This window comes from Novosphingobium sediminis, from assembly GCF_007991615.1.
In the GTDB taxonomy this organism is placed as follows: Bacteria; Pseudomonadota; Alphaproteobacteria; order Sphingomonadales; family Sphingomonadaceae; genus Novosphingobium; species Novosphingobium sediminis.
Genome location: NZ_BJYR01000018.1, coordinates 108,196 through 122,453, shown reverse-complemented (window position 1 = coordinate 122,453; position 14,258 = coordinate 108,196). Strand labels below are relative to the sequence as shown.

Genomic DNA, 14,258 nt, shown 5'->3' with positions numbered 1-14,258 from the left:
CGGGCAACTGGCAGACCTGCCATGGGAGACCGATTGTGTCTGATACCGCATTGAACGTTACCCTCGCTCAGCAGGGCCTTCCCGAGCCCGCACAGATCTTTGCCAACCTCGGCACCGCGCCGCTGGTGGAGCATGCGATCCGCAACGGCGAGGGCGTGCTTTCGGCAGACGGCCCGCTGGTTGTCGAAACCGGCAAGCACACCGGCCGCAGCGCCAAGGACAAGTTCTTCGTTCGCGACGCCGAGACCGAGAACACCGTGTGGTGGGGCAAGACCAACGTCGCCATGACGCCGGACCAGTTCGCCGCGCTGAAGGCCGATTTCCTTGCCGCGCTCGGCGCCAAGGACAAGGCTTATGTCGCCGATCTGTTCGGCGGTTCGCAGGCCGATTACCGCGTCAACGTCCGCGTCATTACCGAATTCGCCTGGCACTCGCTGTTCGTGCGCACGCTGCTGGTGCGCCCCTCGGCAGAGGAACTCGCCAGCTTCGCGCCGGAATACACGATCATCGATCTGCCCAGCTTCCGCGCTGATCCCGCGCGCCATGGCTGCCGTACCGAAACTGTCGTTGCCGTGAACTTCACCGAGAAGCTGATCCTGATCGGCGGCACGGCCTATGCGGGCGAGATGAAGAAGTCGGTGTTCGGCATCCTCAACTACCTGCTCCCGGTGCAGGGCGTGATGCCGATGCACTGCTCGGCCAACATCGGCGCGGATGGCACCACGGCGGTGTTCTTCGGGCTTTCGGGCACCGGCAAGACGACGCTTTCCGCCGACGCCAGCCGCACGCTGATCGGCGATGACGAGCATGGCTGGTCGGACACGGCGGTGTTCAACTTCGAAGGCGGTTGCTACGCCAAGATGATCCGCCTTTCGGCCGAAGCGGAGCCCGAAATCTTCGCGACCACCAAGCGCTTCGGCACGATCCTCGAGAACGTCGTGATCGATCCGGAAACCCGCAAGATCGACCTCGACGATGCCTCGCTCGCCGAAAACAGCCGCGGTTCCTACCCGATCGATTTCATCCCGAACACGAGCGAGAAGAACCTCGGGCCGGTGCCCGCGAACATCATCTTCCTGACGGCGGACGCCTATGGCGTGCTGCCTCCGATCGCGCGGCTGACGCCCGATCAGGCGATGTATCACTTCCTCTCGGGCTACACCGCGCGCGTTGCCGGCACCGAAATCGGCGTGACGGAGCCGGAAGCGACCTTCAGCACCTGCTTCGGCGCACCGTTCATGCCGCGCCACCCGTCGATCTACGGCAACCTCCTCAAGGAGCGCATCGCCAAGGGCGGCGTGAAGTGCTGGCTGGTCAACACCGGTTGGTCGGGCGGCCTCGCCACGATGCCGGGGATCAAGCGCATGCCGATCAAGGCAACCCGCGCGCTGCTCAATGCTGCGCTCGACGGCAGCCTGAACTCCGCCGAATTCCGCATTGATCCCAACTTCGGTTTCGAAGTGCCGGTTTCGGTGCCGGGCGTGGATACCGCGCTGCTCGATCCGCGCGGCGCATGGGCTGACGGCGAAGCCTATGACCGCACGGCCGGGGAACTGGTGCGCAAGTTCATCGACAACTTCGCGCAGTTCGCTGACCACGTGGACGAAAGCGTGCTCAACGCGGCCCCCATCGCAGCATAAGCAAGAAGACGACAATCCTATCTGGCGTGAGGCCTCGCCCTGTGCGAGGCCTCTTTTTTTGTGCTTCCGCTTCGCGACGCTCGCCATGAGGCTTTTGGGGCGGCACATAGTCCCGTTCTGAAAGGTTTTCCCAATGGCCGCCCATCCGATCCGCCTGTTTGCCGATGATGCGGCGGTGCGCCACATCGGCGAGGGGCTGCTGGCCCGCACGCTGCCCAAAGCGGAGTGGACCCACGAGGCGCACCTCGCCGCCTGCTTGTGGCTGCTCCGCGAGAAGCTCGACTTTCTGCCCGAGCGCGACATGCCCGAGACGATCCGCAGCTACAACGTGGCGGTGGGCGGCGAGAACACCGACAGCGCGGGCTATCACGAGACGCTGACGCAGCTCTACATCAGAGGCGTGCGGGCTTTCGCCGAGACTTTGCCGGAGGGCACCGCGCTGGTGGATGCGGTGAACGCGCTGCTGGGAAGCGAGATCGGGGATCGCAGCTGGCCGCTATGCTTCTATTCGAAGGATCGCCTGTTCAGCGTGGACGCGCGGCGGGGTTGGGTGGAACCTGATCTCGAACCCGCCAGCTGAAGGTACTAGAATCAGCACCCAACCCGCTGACCCTGAGCTTGTCCAAGGGTGCTGGCGCCGCGCATGATGCTTCGGCAAGCTCAGCTTGAGCGGGGTTGGTGGTGGTCTAGGCGGGCTTGTCCCTATCCCGTCCGCCGCGGCACGAAGGGATAAGTCCGCCGTTCGATCACTTCCTGCACCGCGCGGTGGGCTTCCTGGATGGCGGCATCGGTGTGCGGGCTGGCGGCGGCATCGCTGTTGGCGATGCTGACGAGGCCGAAGGGTTGGCGGCCGATCACGCAGGGGCGGTTGGGGCTCTCGCTGTAGACCCACTCCACCGGATCGTAGATCGAGTTGTAGGTATAGGCATAGCCGTGGCCCCAGCGGTTGACGGTGATCCCCGCAATATCGCGCGCGGCATCGAAGCCCGCCGCCCCCAGCATCCGCTGCAATTGCCGCCGCGTCTCGCGCTCGAAGGTTTCGAAGCTCATCGCGAGCAGTTCGGCGCGGCCAATGCGGTGCTGATCGCGGCGCGGCAGGCCGGGCTTGTTCATGTATTTGACGAGGTGGAGCACGATCGGCTCATCGGGCGATTGCGGGTGCTTGAGATCGCCGAGGCTGACTGCTTCGGTGAGGCCGACTTCCTGATGGAACATCGTCGGGCAATGGAAATTGGCTGCGCCAAGCTTCACGAAGGGCCGCCAGTTGGTGACGGCGACGCTGGTGTAGACCATCGGTCCCTTCACGCCGTAAGCCAGCGCTTCCTTCTGCGGCGCAGGCAGTTCAGGCATCATGTAGGGGATCGCCATGTTCCAGTTGGCCATGATGACGGCCTTGCCCCGCACTTCGACGAGCTTGCCCTGCTTGGAATAGTGGACGGCAACTTCACTCGCGCTGGCAGGATCACCCTTGTGCGCCACGTTGAGGACGACGCTCGAAAGCCGGATGCGGGTGGGCGCGCCGGGGCGGTCGAGCGCGGCGTAGTCGATCACCGCCGTCCCCATATCCTCCTGCGTGCGGCCTGAGGTCGCCTCGGGCACCAGCTTCGAGACGAGCAGCCGCGCGAGCGTGGCGTTGCCATCGGGGAAGTGGATCGACTTGTCGCCCTCACGCTGGCGGCCGTGCTGCCCGCCGGGGAGATCGGCAAAAAGGTCGGCAGGCACTTCGCCCAGCGCCATGCCGGAAAAGCCGGGATAGCCCTGCACCCAGCCGAACAGCGCGGGCACGGCATCGCCGCCGACGCAGAAGCTTGCCTTGCCGATATCCTGAAACAGCCAATAGACCTGCGGATCGACGCCGACCTTGTCGGTCAGGAACTCCTTGTAGGAGTGGCGCGCCAGCCAGTCCTTCTTGGCGGCCTGATCGAGACCGGGGAGATAGTCCGGCTGGTCCTTCGCAAAGAGCCGGGCGAGATCGGCCCGTGCCTTGGGGGTGAGCGGTGCTTTCTCCAGCTTGTCGGGCTCGATGGCGCCGCCACGCCAGCCGCCGCCCATCGCGAGGACCACGTCCTTTCCGCCAAATGTCTCGGCATCGAAGACCATGCCGTGGCCCATGCCCAGCGACTTGTAGAGCCCGGCGTTTGCGGTGTTGTCACGCTCGTAGCGTGCGATATCGACGCCGATGTCATCGAGCAGCACGCGCGACCACTTGTCGTAGCGTGAAGGGCTTTCGATGTTGAGCGTGCCGCCGTTGCACAGCAGCAGCTTGCCGTTCACGCGGAACTCGTTGCGTTTGGCATGGCCGCCGAAATCATCGTGATTGTCGAGCACCAGCACCTTGGCGCCGGGGCCAACGCGCTTCTGGAAGAAGTGCGCGGCGGAAAGGCCGGAAAGCCCACCGCCGACCACGATCAGATCATAGGTCTCCCCGCTATCCTCAGCGTCCGCAAGCTTGAGCGTTCCGTCGCGCAGCATGTGGGCTGCCTCAAACGTGCCGGCGTGCGAGCCGCGCATGCCCTGACGCGCCGGGGGATAGGGATTGGGATCGATTTCCGGCGTGATGACGGCCTTGGGACGCCCACCAGCCGCCAGCGCCTCGGCAGGAACACCTGCGGCCAGCGCCGCCGCCGCGACGCCATTGACGAAATCGCGCCGGGAGATCGCGCGGTCCATCCCCAGTTGCCGGTCTTCGCTCGTCATCCGCCTGTCCCCTCGCTGGCAATGCGCCGCAGCTTTGCGCTGCGCGGAGGGCTTGTCCAGCCCTCAGCCGCCGAAGGCAGGCGTCGCGCGCAGCAGGTTGTAGGCGTCGATCACGGCTTGCAGGCGGCCCTCATAGGCGCGGTCGCCGCCGTTGCGATCCGGGTGGAAGCGGCGGACGAGTTCGGAATAGCGAGTGCGCAGCGCCTTGCGATCTGCATCGAAGCCGAGGCCCATCGTCTCATACGCCTTGCGCTCCTCGGGCCCGATGCCGCGCCGGGCTGCTTCCTGCCGGCGCAGCGCATCCTCGCGCCGCGCGCGGGCGCGCTGGGCAATGGCATCAAGCGGATCAGCAAAGTCGTTCCAGCGTGGGGCCTGATCGATGCCGGCATCGGGACGGAAAACCCGCGTCTCCCGCGCCCAGCCAGCAATCGGGGATTGCGCGGCCATGATTTCCTCGGGCGTCATCCCGGCAAAGAAATCGTAGCCCGCATTGAACGCGCGCACGTGTTCGAGGCACATCCAGCGGTAGTCCCCGGGTCCATCGAAACCGGGCGCGCGAACGCCCGGCGCGCGGAACTCACCCGGTTCGTTGCAACCCGGAACGGCGCAAAGCTGGCCGGTGCCCTGCACGCGGCCATGAAAGCGGCTATGGTTATTGGCCTGTCTCATTCGGCTTTTCACATGGCGATGGATCGGCCAAGATGGAAGCCATGACCGGACCCCTTGCCCAAGAAATCACCTCGCTCCTGACCGAGGCGTTCGCCCCCGAACACCTCGCCGTGATCAACGACAGCGCCCACCACAGCGGCCACATGGGCGATGATGGCACCGGCGAATCGCACTTCACGGTGGAAATCACGAGCGCGGCGTTTGCTGGCGTCACGCGCGTGATGCGCCAGCGCATGGTCAACCAGGCGCTGGGGGATATTCCCGGCCAGCGCGTCCACGCGCTCGCGATCAAGGCTCGTGCTCCCGGTGAGTAATGGCGCGCGCCGGATCAGGCGCGCCGCGCGCATCCTCCTGATCGACGAACACGAACGCCTGCTGCTGATTCGCTTCGCCCCGCCGCAACGCCGTGCGTTCTGGTGCGGCGTTGGCGGTGAATGCGATCCGGGCGAGGATTTTCACGCCGCCGCCTTGCGCGAACTGTTCGAGGAAACAGGCCTGCAAGTCGAAAGCTGCGGCCCGGAGATCGCGCAGCGGATGGACGATTTCATCACGCTGGAGGGCGAACCCGTCACGTCTGACGAACGCTTCTTCCGCCTGCGCACCGCCAGCTTCACGCCGGATCATGCCGGGCACACCGAGCTCGAACGTGCGCTTATCAAGGAATTCCGCTGGTTTACCGCCGCCGAACTGGCAGAGTGGCATGAGCCGGTTTTCCCGGTGAACATCCTCGATCTGCTGCAAGCGGAGGTATCGTGATGTCCGAACCCGTGACCCAGACGCTGACGCCCGTAACCCACGATCTCGGCGCGTTTCAGGTGCGGCGCGTGCTGCCATCGCGGGAGCGGACGATGGTCGGCCCGTTCATCTTCGTCGACCAGTTCGGCCCGGCAGTGCTACCGGTCGGCACCGCGATGGACGTGCGGCCCCATCCACACATCAACCTCGCCACCGTGACTTGGCTGTTCGGCGGCAAGTACGCGGGCGCGATCGATCACCGCGACAGCCTTGGCACCTTCGCAACCATCCGCCCCGGGCAGGTCAACCTGATGACCGCCGGACGCGGCATCGTCCATTCCGAGCGCGGCCCCGAAGCCGAACGCGCAGCCGGACCGCGGCTCTATGGCATGCAGACCTGGCTTGCCCTGCCCGACGGACGCGAGGACATCGATCCGGCCTTCGAGCAGCAGGCGAACCTGCCGCTGATCGAGGACGGCTGCACCACCGCCCGCCTCATCATGGGCACGCTGTGGGGCAGGAGTGCCGCCACAACGCAGCACAGCCAGACGATCTATGCCGAGATCCTGTTTGCCCCCGGCGGCGCAATCCCCATCGATCCCAGCGCCGACGAGCGCGCGGTGATGCTGGTGGGCGGCGAGGCGACCATCGATGGCGTGCCGCTAGAACTCTATACGCTCGCCGTGCTCGCACCAGGTGCCACGCTCAAGCTGGCCTCCGAAGGCGGCGGACGGGTCATGCTGCTCGGCGGTGAGGCCTTTACCAGCCAGCGCCACGTATGGTGGAACTTCGTGAGTTCCAGCCGGGAGCGGATCACGCAGGCAAAGCATGATTGGGACGAAGGGCGCTTTCCCAAGGTGCCGGGGGACGAGGACGAATTCATCCCCCTGCCAAAGGTGCCGAACACCCGCGCAAATCTTTAAAAGCACAACGGGAGAGGACAGACATGACATTCGCCGGAGAGGTGGCGTGGGTCACCGGGGCATCATCGGGAATCGGCGCGGCGATGGCGCGGGGTCTGGCGGCAGAGGGCGCGCATGTGATCCTTTCAGGCCGCAACGCCGAGGCACTGGCGGAAGTGGCGGCAGACTGCGCGAAGGGCAACGCAACGGCGCTTGTGCTGCCATTCGAGGCGACGGATCATCCGGCGGGACTTGCCGCAGCGGAGCAAGCCTGGGCATGGGCCGAGGAGCGCAGCGGCGGGATCGATATCCTGTTCAACAATGCGGGCATCTCGCAGCGCAGCCTTGCCGTGAACACTGATTACGCGGTCTATGAAAAGATCATCGCGGTCGATCTGCTTGCCCCCATCGCACTGACACAGGCGCTGATCGGGCGCATGGTCGCGCGCCAGAAGGGCCGCATCGCGATGGTCTCCAGCGTGGCGGGCAAGGTCGGTGTGCCGATGCGCACCGCCTACAGCGCGGCCAAGTTCGGGCTGATCGGCTATGCCAACGCGCTGCGCACGGAAGTGTCCGGCGAGGGGCTGCAGGTCCATGTCATCGCGCCGGGCTCCGTCCGCACCAATGTCTCGCGCAATGCGCTCAATGCCGATGGCAGCCGCCGTGGGGTCAGCGACAAGGCCATCGACGGGGGCATGGATCCCGAGCTGGCCGTGGCGCAGATGCTGGCGGAAATGGCCGCAGGCAAACGCGAGATCATCGTGGCGACCGGCTTCGAGCAGATGATCGGCGAAGCCTGCCGGACGCCCGAGGAGATCTTCGACCGCATGGCCGCGCTGGTCGCGAACGGCTATGCCAACAAGCTGGAAGTGCCCGCGGTGGAGAGCGCGCCATGAGCGCTGACCAGACGCGCGTCACGCTCGCGAACGGCATCGAACTCGATGTCGTGGATGTCGGCCCGCGCGATGCGCCGGTGCTGATGTTCCTCCATGGTTTTCCCGAATCGCACCGCACGTGGCGGCACCAGATCGCGCATCTTTCCGGCCGCTTCCGCTGCATCGCGCCTGACCAGCGCGGCTATCGCGGTTCGTCCAAGCCCGAGGGCGTCGAGAACTACACGCCCGACAAGCTGATCGGCGACATCTTCCTCCTCGCCGATGCGCTGGGAGTGGGGCAGTTCACTGTGCTCGGCCACGACTGGGGCGGCGCGATTGCCTGGGGCGTGGCGCTGCTGGGGCAAGGCACGCGGGTGACGCGCGCGGTCGTCGCTAATGCACCGCATCCGGGCAATTTCCAGAAGCTGCTCTACCTCGATCCCGTCCAGCGTGGGGCGAGCCAGTACATGCGGGCCTTCCGCGATCCCGCCAACGACCCACTCGTGCGCGAGCACGGCCTCGGCGCGCTGCTGCTGCAAGTGCTGAACTGGGGCGACAAGGCGCCGGTGATGGAAGAGGCAGAGCGCGAGGCCCTGCTCAAGGACTGGTCGAACGGGGACAGCGCGATTGCCATGCTCAACTGGTATCGCGGCAGCCCGATCGACGTGCCGACGATGGATGCGCCCTTCGCGATCCCCGAAGGCTACACACCAACGCCGTTGCCCCCGCTCGCCATCCCGACGCTGGTGATCTGGGCGATGGACGATATGGCCCTCCCGCCCTCGAACCTCGACGGGCTGGACGCAATGATCCCGAACATGACCTTAGTGCAGGTTCACGATTGCGGCCACTTCGTACCGTGGGAAGCGCCGGACAAGGTCAACGCCGCGCTGGATGCGTTTCTGGGGTAGCCACTACCTTTTGCTCCAAAACCCTTCGTCATTGCGAGCGTAGCGAAGCAATCCAGAGCGTCGATGCGGGCCGCTCTGGATTGCTTCGTCGCTACTCTCCTCGCAATGACGAAGGTGGGTGTTGGGGACTAACCGAGCGCCAGCCGATAGAAATGCGTGTCCACCGCCATGCGCGGGAAGCCTTCCGGCAAGTTGTCGGGCGCGATCAAGACAAAGCCATTCTTCTCATAGAACCGCCGCGCCGCATGGAGGCGTTCGATCGTACCGAGCGTGATGCCGACGATCCCGCTGGCCCGCGCATGGTCCACCAGAATGTCGAGCAGTCGTCCCGCCACTCCCAGATCGCGCCCCCGCGCTTCGGCGGCCACGAACATCTTGCGCAGCGCGCCCTCGTTCGCGCCGTAGCCAATCAGTCCGATGGTGCCGACAATGCGGCCGCCCATCTCCGCCACCCAGAACCCGCCGGTGCCGGACTGGTAAACCTCTGCCACCGCGCGCAAATCCGGCTGGTCCTCCGCGGTTACGGGTACGGCAAACTCGCCCTGCTGGATGGCAAGGATATGCGCAATGACCGCGTCCTCATCGGACTTGGCATAAGGCCGGTAGGTGATTTCAGGCATCAGAGCGTCTTGTATCCGTCCGTCTCCGCCGAGAGCGTTTCCATCCACTTGGCGAGGAGATCGCGCTTCGCTGGCATCAGCGCCTTGCCTGCGGGCGAGAGCACACGGGCCGGCACGTCGCGCAGGTTTTCTTTGAGCATCGGCAGCACGGCGGGCGCATCGGGTTGGCCGCCATTGGGGTCTGCCAGCGCCATGATCCGCGCCGCGCCGATCGCGCCGAGCCAATCGAGCGCGTCGGCATCGTGGAGGTAGAGCGATTCAGGCACCGTCGGCGTGCGGTAGTACATGTGCTCGCGGATCGCGGCCTGCACCTTCGGCAGCTTGGCCATCGGAAAACCCATCGGCGCGAGGATCTGGCCGACGAGATCCGCAGCGACATCGGAGTGATCGAGGTCGGGCTTTTCGTAGGGCTTGAAGGCCGCGATATCGTGCAGGTACGCGGCGGCGAACAGTACATCGTCGTCGAGCGTGACCTTGTCCGTCGCCGCCATCGCCTTCGCCAGCGCGTAGTCGCGGTCCGAATGCGAGGTGCCCCATGCAGGGTGCTTGCAGTGCTCGATATTGAACGCGCGGACCTTCTCGCGCCAATCGATCGGCGGCGAATCGGCAAGCGCACTGCCCGGAACGGCAGCGACCGCGAGGGCAGCAAGGAGCAGTTTCATCGGGCGCATGAGTGAACTTTCCAAGCGAGGTTGGCGGGAGGCTAGCACGGACTGACGCAGTCGCAATTGGTCCTTGCGGCCATTCACGCCTTGCCGTGCCACGCGACCCATGCGCCGTGGGCATGCGCCTCGCCGAGCAGTACGGGCTCCCCGCCGCCGGGCCAGTGGCGGACGGTCAGTTCGTGGCGGAAGGTTTCGCGGTTGGTTTCCAGCATGATCCACGCGAGGCGCTGGCCGGCCTCGCCCGCACGGGTGATCGCGGCGGTGATCCGCGCGCGGGTTTCGGGCGGCAGATATTGCCACACGATCGAGTGATAGAACACGCGGGTGGTGCCTGCTTCCAGCGGTGCGGCAAGCCGCTGGTCGACCCAATCGCCCGCGTCCATCCGGACGAGATCGGGCGCGCGCTCCCCGGCAAGCGCAATCGCGGCGTCGATGCGCGCCAGCCGCTCGGTCACTTCGGCCCAGACGTAGCTTTTCAGCCGCAGCGCCTGCGCTGGATCGGCAAGGTTGACCGGCGCGCGGTCGCAGCCCTGGATCGCGCCGATCTCCACCGGCGCGATCTTCGGCGCGGGCCCGCGCCATTCCGGCTTGATCTGCATCGGCGAATCCACCGGGCCGACTTCAGTTCCGCCGAGATCGTAGTGATAGCGCTCCATCATCGTGTTGACGCCGGCGCTCGCGCCCAGCTCATTCATCTCGAACCGGGGTCCCACGCGGGGGGAAAGCCACAGCAGCGCCGCCATGATCGAGGCCGAGCGGCCGGCCTCGTTGGTCTGGGGCGGGCCATCGAGCCACGGCAGCAGAGCGGCGTCGTATTGCCGGGTGAGATCGAGGATCAGCGCGTCCACCGCAGCCTGATCGGCCAGTTCGCCGAGATAGACCGCCGCCAGCCGCGCATCCGCGCCCGAAAGGACAAGGTGATGGAACCCGCCCGCGAGCCGCAGCGGCAGCGCATCTTCCAGCGGTTTCCCGGGCCAATGGGCGAGGCGGCGGCCCGTCTCGGTGTCGCTCTCCAGCAGGGCCAGCTGCGCGCGAACGACCCGTGCGGTGCAGGGCGCGCCGTTCTTCGCGGCATGATCCGCCTGCCAGCGGATCGCTTCGGCGACATCCTGCCAATCCATCACCCGTTCCATACGGTTGCCCTTTCCGGCCCTTTGCCATAGGGGCGAGCGGCCATGACCGCGCCAGCCTCTATTGTTTTCGCCCTTCCGAAGGGCCGCATCCTCGACGAAGCGCTGCCGCTGCTCGACAAGGCGGGGGTCGTGCCTGAAGCCGACTTCTTCGACAAGGCCTCGCGCAAGCTGAGCTTTGCCACGAGCCGCGCAGACATGACCATCATCCGCGTCCGCGCGTTCGATGTCGCCACTTTCGTGGCGCACGGCGCGGCGCAGGCCGGAATCGTCGGCTCCGACGTGATCGACGAATTCGACTACGCGGACCTCTACGCCCCGGTCGATCTCGATATCGGGCACTGCCGCCTGTCGGTGGCCGAGCCGGCAGAAGCCGTCGCCAGCGGTGCCACCGCGCGTGAAAGCCATGCCCGCGTCGCCACCAAATATCCCAGCTTGACCCGCCGCCACTTCGAAAAGCTGGGAGTCGCAGCGGAGGTCGTGAAATTGAACGGGGCGATGGAACTCGCGCCTTCGCTCGGCCTTGCCAGCCGGATCGTCGATCTCGTTTCCTCGGGCCGCACGCTCAAGGACAACGGGTTGGTCGAGACGAGCCGGATCATGCCGGTCTCTGCGCGTCTCATCGTCAACCGCGCCGCGCTCAAGACGGACAGCGCGCGCATGGGTGCACTGATCGACACCTTCCGCGAACTCGCCGCGCGCGGGAAAGCCGCCTGATGCAGCGCCTGCACGCCCGTGACGCCGGCTTTGCCGCAGCATTTGCCGCCGTCGTCAGCGACCGGCGCGAAAGCGATGCCGATGTGGCGCACGGCGTTACCGCGATTCTCGCCGACGTCCGCGCGCGCGGTGACGCGGCGCTGGCAGACTATACCGCGAAGTTCGACGGCCATGATCTGGGCGATGACTGGCGCATTCCGGCCGAAACCTGCCGCGAGGCCTTCGACGCGCTCGATCCCGCCTTGCGCGCCGCGCTCGAACTCGCCGCGACACGCATCCGTGCATACCACGCGGCGCAGCTGCCGGAAGACCGCGACTACACCGATGCGTCCGGCGTCCGGCTTGGTGCGAAGTGGCACGCGGTCGATGGCGCGGGGCTCTATGTGCCCGGTGGCCGCGCAGCCTATCCCTCCTCGCTGCTGATGAACGCCATTCCCGCCAAGGTCGCGGGGGTGGGCCGCCTCGTGGTGACGACGCCGACGCCGAAGGGCGTGATCAATCCGCTGGTGCTGGCTGCCGCGCATCTCGCCGGCGTCGATGAGATATGGCGCATCGGCGGCGCGCAGGCGATTGCCGCGCTGGCCTATGGCACCGATCGGATCGCGCCGGTCGACGTGATTACCGGGCCGGGCAATGCCTGGGTCGCCGAAGCCAAGCGCCAGCTCTACGGCGTGGTCGGCATCGACATGGTGGCGGGCCCCTCCGAGATCCTCGTCATCGCCGATGGCCAGAACAACCCGCAGTGGATTGCCGCTGACCTCCTCAGCCAGGCCGAGCACGACCCTGCCGCCCAATCGATCCTGATTACGGACGACGCGGCCTTTGCCGATGCCGTAGCTGCGGCGGTAGAGGCGGAAATCGCCCTGCTCCCCACCGCCGCGGTCGCCCGCGCCAGCTGGGATGCCCACGGCGTCATCATCGTGGTCGATTCGCTGGACGAAGCCCCTGCCCTCGCCAATGCGCTGGCGGCGGAGCACGTCGAGATTGCGACGGATGATCCTGAGTCAGTGTTTGCAGGCATCCGCCACGCGGGCTCCGTCTTCCTTGGTCGCCATACGCCCGAAGCCATCGGCGATTATGTCGCGGGACCGAACCACGTGCTCCCCACCGGGCGCAGGGCACGTTTCGCATCGGGCCTGTCGGTGCTGGATTTCATGAAGCGCACCAGCTTCCTCGGCGTCAGCGAAGCCTCGCTCGGCGCAGTGGGTCCGGCTGCCGTTGCGCTCGCCGAAGCGGAGGGCCTTGCCGCCCACGCCCGCTCCATCGAACTGAGGCTTGGAATATGAACCGTCCTGCTCGTCTGACCGCCCGCTCCGCCGCGCGGCTTGCCGCCGTGCAGGCGCTTTACCAGCTCGAGATGGAAAAGCCGCAGCTGCACCTGCTGCTCGATGAATTCCACATGCACCGCCTCGGCGCCGAGATCGAGGACGACCAGTACCACGCTGCCGACGTCGCCTTCTTCGACGACGTGGTCCGCGGAGTCGCTGCCCGACAGGACGAGATCGACGGCGCGCTGACCGCGCGGCTGGTGGACGGTTGGTCGATCACCCGGCTCGACCGCACGATGCTCCAGATCCTGCGCGCGGGCGCCTACGAACTGATGGCGCGGCCCGATATCAGCGTCGGCACGGTGATCGGGGAATACCTCGATGTCGCCCATGCCTTCTTCGACGCGCGCGAGACGAAGTTCGTCAACGGGCTGCTCGATGCCGTGGCGAAGGACGTGCGGAAGTAGGCTGCATCCGCACCTTCAACGCGACACAAAACAAGACCCACTCACCCTGAGCCTGTCGAAGGGTGAGCGGGTTTTGGTGTTGGCGTCAGGACTTCACAGCCGCTCGGCGTGCCAGCGGATGTGATCGGCCATAAAGCTCGAGATGAAGTTGTAGCTGTGGTCGTAACCGTCCTGCAGCCGCAGGGTGAGGTCCACGCCCGCTGACTTGCAGGCCGCTTCGAGCAAGTCGGGACGCAGCTGTTCGGCAAGGAAGCCGTCCGCCGCACCCTGATCGACAAGGATATCGCCCGCCGGACGCTTGCCGTCCTCGATCAGCGCCACGGCATCATGCGCGCGCCATGCCGCGCGGTCCTGCCCGAGATAGCCGCCGAGCGCCTTGTGGCCCCACGGCACCTGGCCGGGCGCGACGATAGGCGCGAAGGCGGAGAGCGACTTGAACTTGTCCGGGAAAGTCAGCCCGATAGTCAGCGCGCCGTGGCCGCCCATCGAATGGCCGGTGATGCCCATGCGCGCCGGATCGATCGGGAAGTGCTCCTCGATCAGCGCGGGCAGCTCCTGCGTCACATAGTCCCACATGCGGTAGTGGGCGGCGAAGGGTTCCTCGGTGGCGTTGACATAGAAGCCCGCCCCAAGGCCGAAATCGTAAGCGCCCTCCGCATCGTCAGCCACGCCTTCACCGCGCGGGCTGGTATCCGGAGCGACGAACACGATGCCATGCTCCGCGCAGGCGCGGCGGTATTCGCCCTTGTCCGTGACGTTGGCGTGGGTGCAGGTGAGCCCCGAGAGGTAGAACAGAACCGGGAGCTTGGCTCCCGCCTCCGCCTGCGGGGGCAGGAAGACCGAAAAGGTCATCCCTGTCCCCGTCGCGGTGGATTGGTGCCGATAGACTCCGAGCGTACCGCCATGGGCCTTGCTGGTCGAAACGGTCTCGAACGTGGAATCAGGCGCCATTGGTATCCTGC

At 66.2% G+C, this 14,258-nt stretch carries 16 protein-coding genes; 10 read left to right on the top strand and 6 right to left on the bottom strand.

Features of this window, described 5'->3' with window-relative positions; translation table 11 throughout:
* Positions 1–35: 35 nt before the first annotated feature.
* Both NSE01_RS13850 and NSE01_RS13845 read left to right on the top strand, forming a co-directional pair.
* A complete protein-coding gene (locus tag NSE01_RS13850; protein ID WP_246135213.1) occupies positions 36–1,640 on the top strand; it encodes a phosphoenolpyruvate carboxykinase in 1,605 nt (534 codons plus the stop codon).
* A gap of 133 nt (positions 1,641–1,773) precedes the next feature.
* Entirely contained in the window at positions 1,774–2,220 is a 447-nt protein-coding gene (locus NSE01_RS13845; RefSeq protein ID WP_147160231.1) for a hypothetical protein, read from the top strand.
* A gap of 122 nt (positions 2,221–2,342) precedes the next feature.
* Here the strand turns inward: NSE01_RS13845 and NSE01_RS13840 are convergent, their stop codons facing one another.
* Complete coding sequence (locus tag NSE01_RS13840; RefSeq protein ID WP_246135212.1) at positions 2,343–4,337, bottom strand: NAD(P)-binding protein; 1,995 nt, start codon at positions 4,335–4,337, stop codon at positions 2,343–2,345.
* A 63-nt stretch (positions 4,338–4,400) separates the two neighbouring features.
* Positions 4,401–5,006, bottom strand: a complete 606-nt coding sequence (locus tag NSE01_RS13835; RefSeq protein WP_147160230.1) for a J domain-containing protein — start codon at positions 5,004–5,006, stop codon at positions 4,401–4,403.
* Positions 5,007–5,047: 41 nt separating this feature from the next.
* On the opposite strand from NSE01_RS13835, the gene NSE01_RS13830 reads away from it, so the two are divergent.
* From NSE01_RS13830 to NSE01_RS13810, 5 genes are read left to right on the top strand one after another with little or no spacing between them, the layout of a single operon-like run.
* Positions 5,048–5,320, top strand: a complete 273-nt coding sequence (locus NSE01_RS13830) for a BolA family protein (RefSeq protein ID WP_174812052.1) — start codon at positions 5,048–5,050, stop codon at positions 5,318–5,320.
* Positions 5,313–5,762, top strand: a complete 450-nt coding sequence (locus NSE01_RS13825) for an NUDIX hydrolase (RefSeq protein ID WP_147160228.1) — start codon at positions 5,313–5,315, stop codon at positions 5,760–5,762. Before NSE01_RS13830 ends, NSE01_RS13825 begins: the two co-directional genes overlap by 8 nt.
* Positions 5,762–6,664, top strand: a complete 903-nt coding sequence (locus NSE01_RS13820; RefSeq protein ID WP_174812051.1) for a pirin family protein — start codon at positions 5,762–5,764, stop codon at positions 6,662–6,664. The genes NSE01_RS13825 and NSE01_RS13820 overlap by 1 nt, the downstream gene beginning before the upstream one ends.
* Before the next feature lie 23 nt (positions 6,665–6,687).
* Positions 6,688–7,539: an SDR family NAD(P)-dependent oxidoreductase gene (locus tag NSE01_RS13815; protein WP_147160226.1), complete on the top strand. Its 852-nt coding sequence runs from the start codon at positions 6,688–6,690 to the stop codon at positions 7,537–7,539.
* On the top strand, positions 7,536–8,429 hold the full coding sequence (locus tag NSE01_RS13810) for an alpha/beta fold hydrolase (protein WP_147160225.1): 894 nt from the start codon (positions 7,536–7,538) through the stop codon (positions 8,427–8,429). Before NSE01_RS13815 ends, NSE01_RS13810 begins: the two co-directional genes overlap by 4 nt.
* A 128-nt stretch (positions 8,430–8,557) precedes the next feature.
* On the opposite strand, the gene NSE01_RS13805 is transcribed toward NSE01_RS13810, so the two are convergent.
* The 3 genes from NSE01_RS13805 to NSE01_RS13795 form a co-directional block, all read right to left on the bottom strand.
* Entirely contained in the window at positions 8,558–9,049 is a 492-nt protein-coding gene (locus tag NSE01_RS13805; protein ID WP_147160224.1) for a GNAT family N-acetyltransferase, read from the bottom strand.
* Complete coding sequence (locus NSE01_RS13800) at positions 9,049–9,720, bottom strand: HD domain-containing protein (protein WP_246135211.1); 672 nt, start codon at positions 9,718–9,720, stop codon at positions 9,049–9,051. The genes NSE01_RS13805 and NSE01_RS13800 overlap by 1 nt, the downstream gene beginning before the upstream one ends.
* A 74-nt stretch (positions 9,721–9,794) precedes the next feature.
* Complete coding sequence (locus tag NSE01_RS13795) at positions 9,795–10,847, bottom strand: DUF2332 domain-containing protein (RefSeq protein WP_147160222.1); 1,053 nt, start codon at positions 10,845–10,847, stop codon at positions 9,795–9,797.
* A 42-nt stretch (positions 10,848–10,889) separates the two neighbouring features.
* Between NSE01_RS13795 and hisG the strand changes: the two genes are divergently transcribed.
* The 3 genes from hisG to nusB are packed head-to-tail and all read left to right on the top strand — an operon-like array spanning position 10,890 to position 13,296.
* The gene (gene hisG, locus NSE01_RS13790) at positions 10,890–11,561 is read left to right on the top strand and encodes an ATP phosphoribosyltransferase (protein WP_147160221.1); all 672 of its coding nucleotides are present in this window, start codon (positions 10,890–10,892) and stop codon (positions 11,559–11,561) included.
* Complete coding sequence (gene hisD, locus NSE01_RS13785) at positions 11,561–12,847, top strand: histidinol dehydrogenase (protein WP_147160220.1); 1,287 nt, start codon at positions 11,561–11,563, stop codon at positions 12,845–12,847. Before hisG ends, hisD begins: the two co-directional genes overlap by 1 nt.
* Positions 12,844–13,296: a transcription antitermination factor NusB gene (gene nusB, locus NSE01_RS13780; RefSeq protein ID WP_147160219.1), complete on the top strand. Its 453-nt coding sequence runs from the start codon at positions 12,844–12,846 to the stop codon at positions 13,294–13,296. The genes hisD and nusB overlap by 4 nt, the downstream gene beginning before the upstream one ends.
* A 93-nt stretch (positions 13,297–13,389) precedes the next feature.
* Here nusB and fghA read toward each other — a convergent pair whose 3' ends face one another.
* The gene (gene fghA, locus NSE01_RS13775; RefSeq protein WP_147160218.1) at positions 13,390–14,247 is read right to left on the bottom strand and encodes an S-formylglutathione hydrolase; all 858 of its coding nucleotides are present in this window, start codon (positions 14,245–14,247) and stop codon (positions 13,390–13,392) included.
* Between the last annotated feature and the right edge of the window lie 11 nt (positions 14,248–14,258).

Coding starts and splice junctions, on each gene's coding strand:
- NSE01_RS13815 (WP_147160226.1), top strand. CDS start 6,688: ATGACATTCGCCGGAGAGGTGGCGTGGGTCACCGGGGCATCATCGGGA.
- hisD (WP_147160220.1), top strand. CDS start 11,561: ATGCAGCGCCTGCACGCCCGTGACGCCGGCTTTGCCGCAGCATTTGCC.
- NSE01_RS13795 (WP_147160222.1), bottom strand. CDS start 10,847: ATGGAACGGGTGATGGATTGGCAGGATGTCGCCGAAGCGATCCGCTGG.
- NSE01_RS13830 (WP_174812052.1), top strand. CDS start 5,048: ATGACCGGACCCCTTGCCCAAGAAATCACCTCGCTCCTGACCGAGGCG.
- NSE01_RS13820 (WP_174812051.1), top strand. CDS start 5,762: ATGTCCGAACCCGTGACCCAGACGCTGACGCCCGTAACCCACGATCTC.
- NSE01_RS13800 (WP_246135211.1), bottom strand. CDS start 9,720: ATGCGCCCGATGAAACTGCTCCTTGCTGCCCTCGCGGTCGCTGCCGTT.
- NSE01_RS13810 (WP_147160225.1), top strand. CDS start 7,536: ATGAGCGCTGACCAGACGCGCGTCACGCTCGCGAACGGCATCGAACTC.
- NSE01_RS13805 (WP_147160224.1), bottom strand. CDS start 9,049: ATGCCTGAAATCACCTACCGGCCTTATGCCAAGTCCGATGAGGACGCG.
- hisG (WP_147160221.1), top strand. CDS start 10,890: ATGACCGCGCCAGCCTCTATTGTTTTCGCCCTTCCGAAGGGCCGCATC.
- nusB (WP_147160219.1), top strand. CDS start 12,844: ATGAACCGTCCTGCTCGTCTGACCGCCCGCTCCGCCGCGCGGCTTGCC.
- NSE01_RS13840 (WP_246135212.1), bottom strand. CDS start 4,337: ATGACGAGCGAAGACCGGCAACTGGGGATGGACCGCGCGATCTCCCGG.
- fghA (WP_147160218.1), bottom strand. CDS start 14,247: ATGGCGCCTGATTCCACGTTCGAGACCGTTTCGACCAGCAAGGCCCAT.
- NSE01_RS13845 (WP_147160231.1), top strand. CDS start 1,774: ATGGCCGCCCATCCGATCCGCCTGTTTGCCGATGATGCGGCGGTGCGC.
- NSE01_RS13835 (WP_147160230.1), bottom strand. CDS start 5,006: ATGAGACAGGCCAATAACCATAGCCGCTTTCATGGCCGCGTGCAGGGC.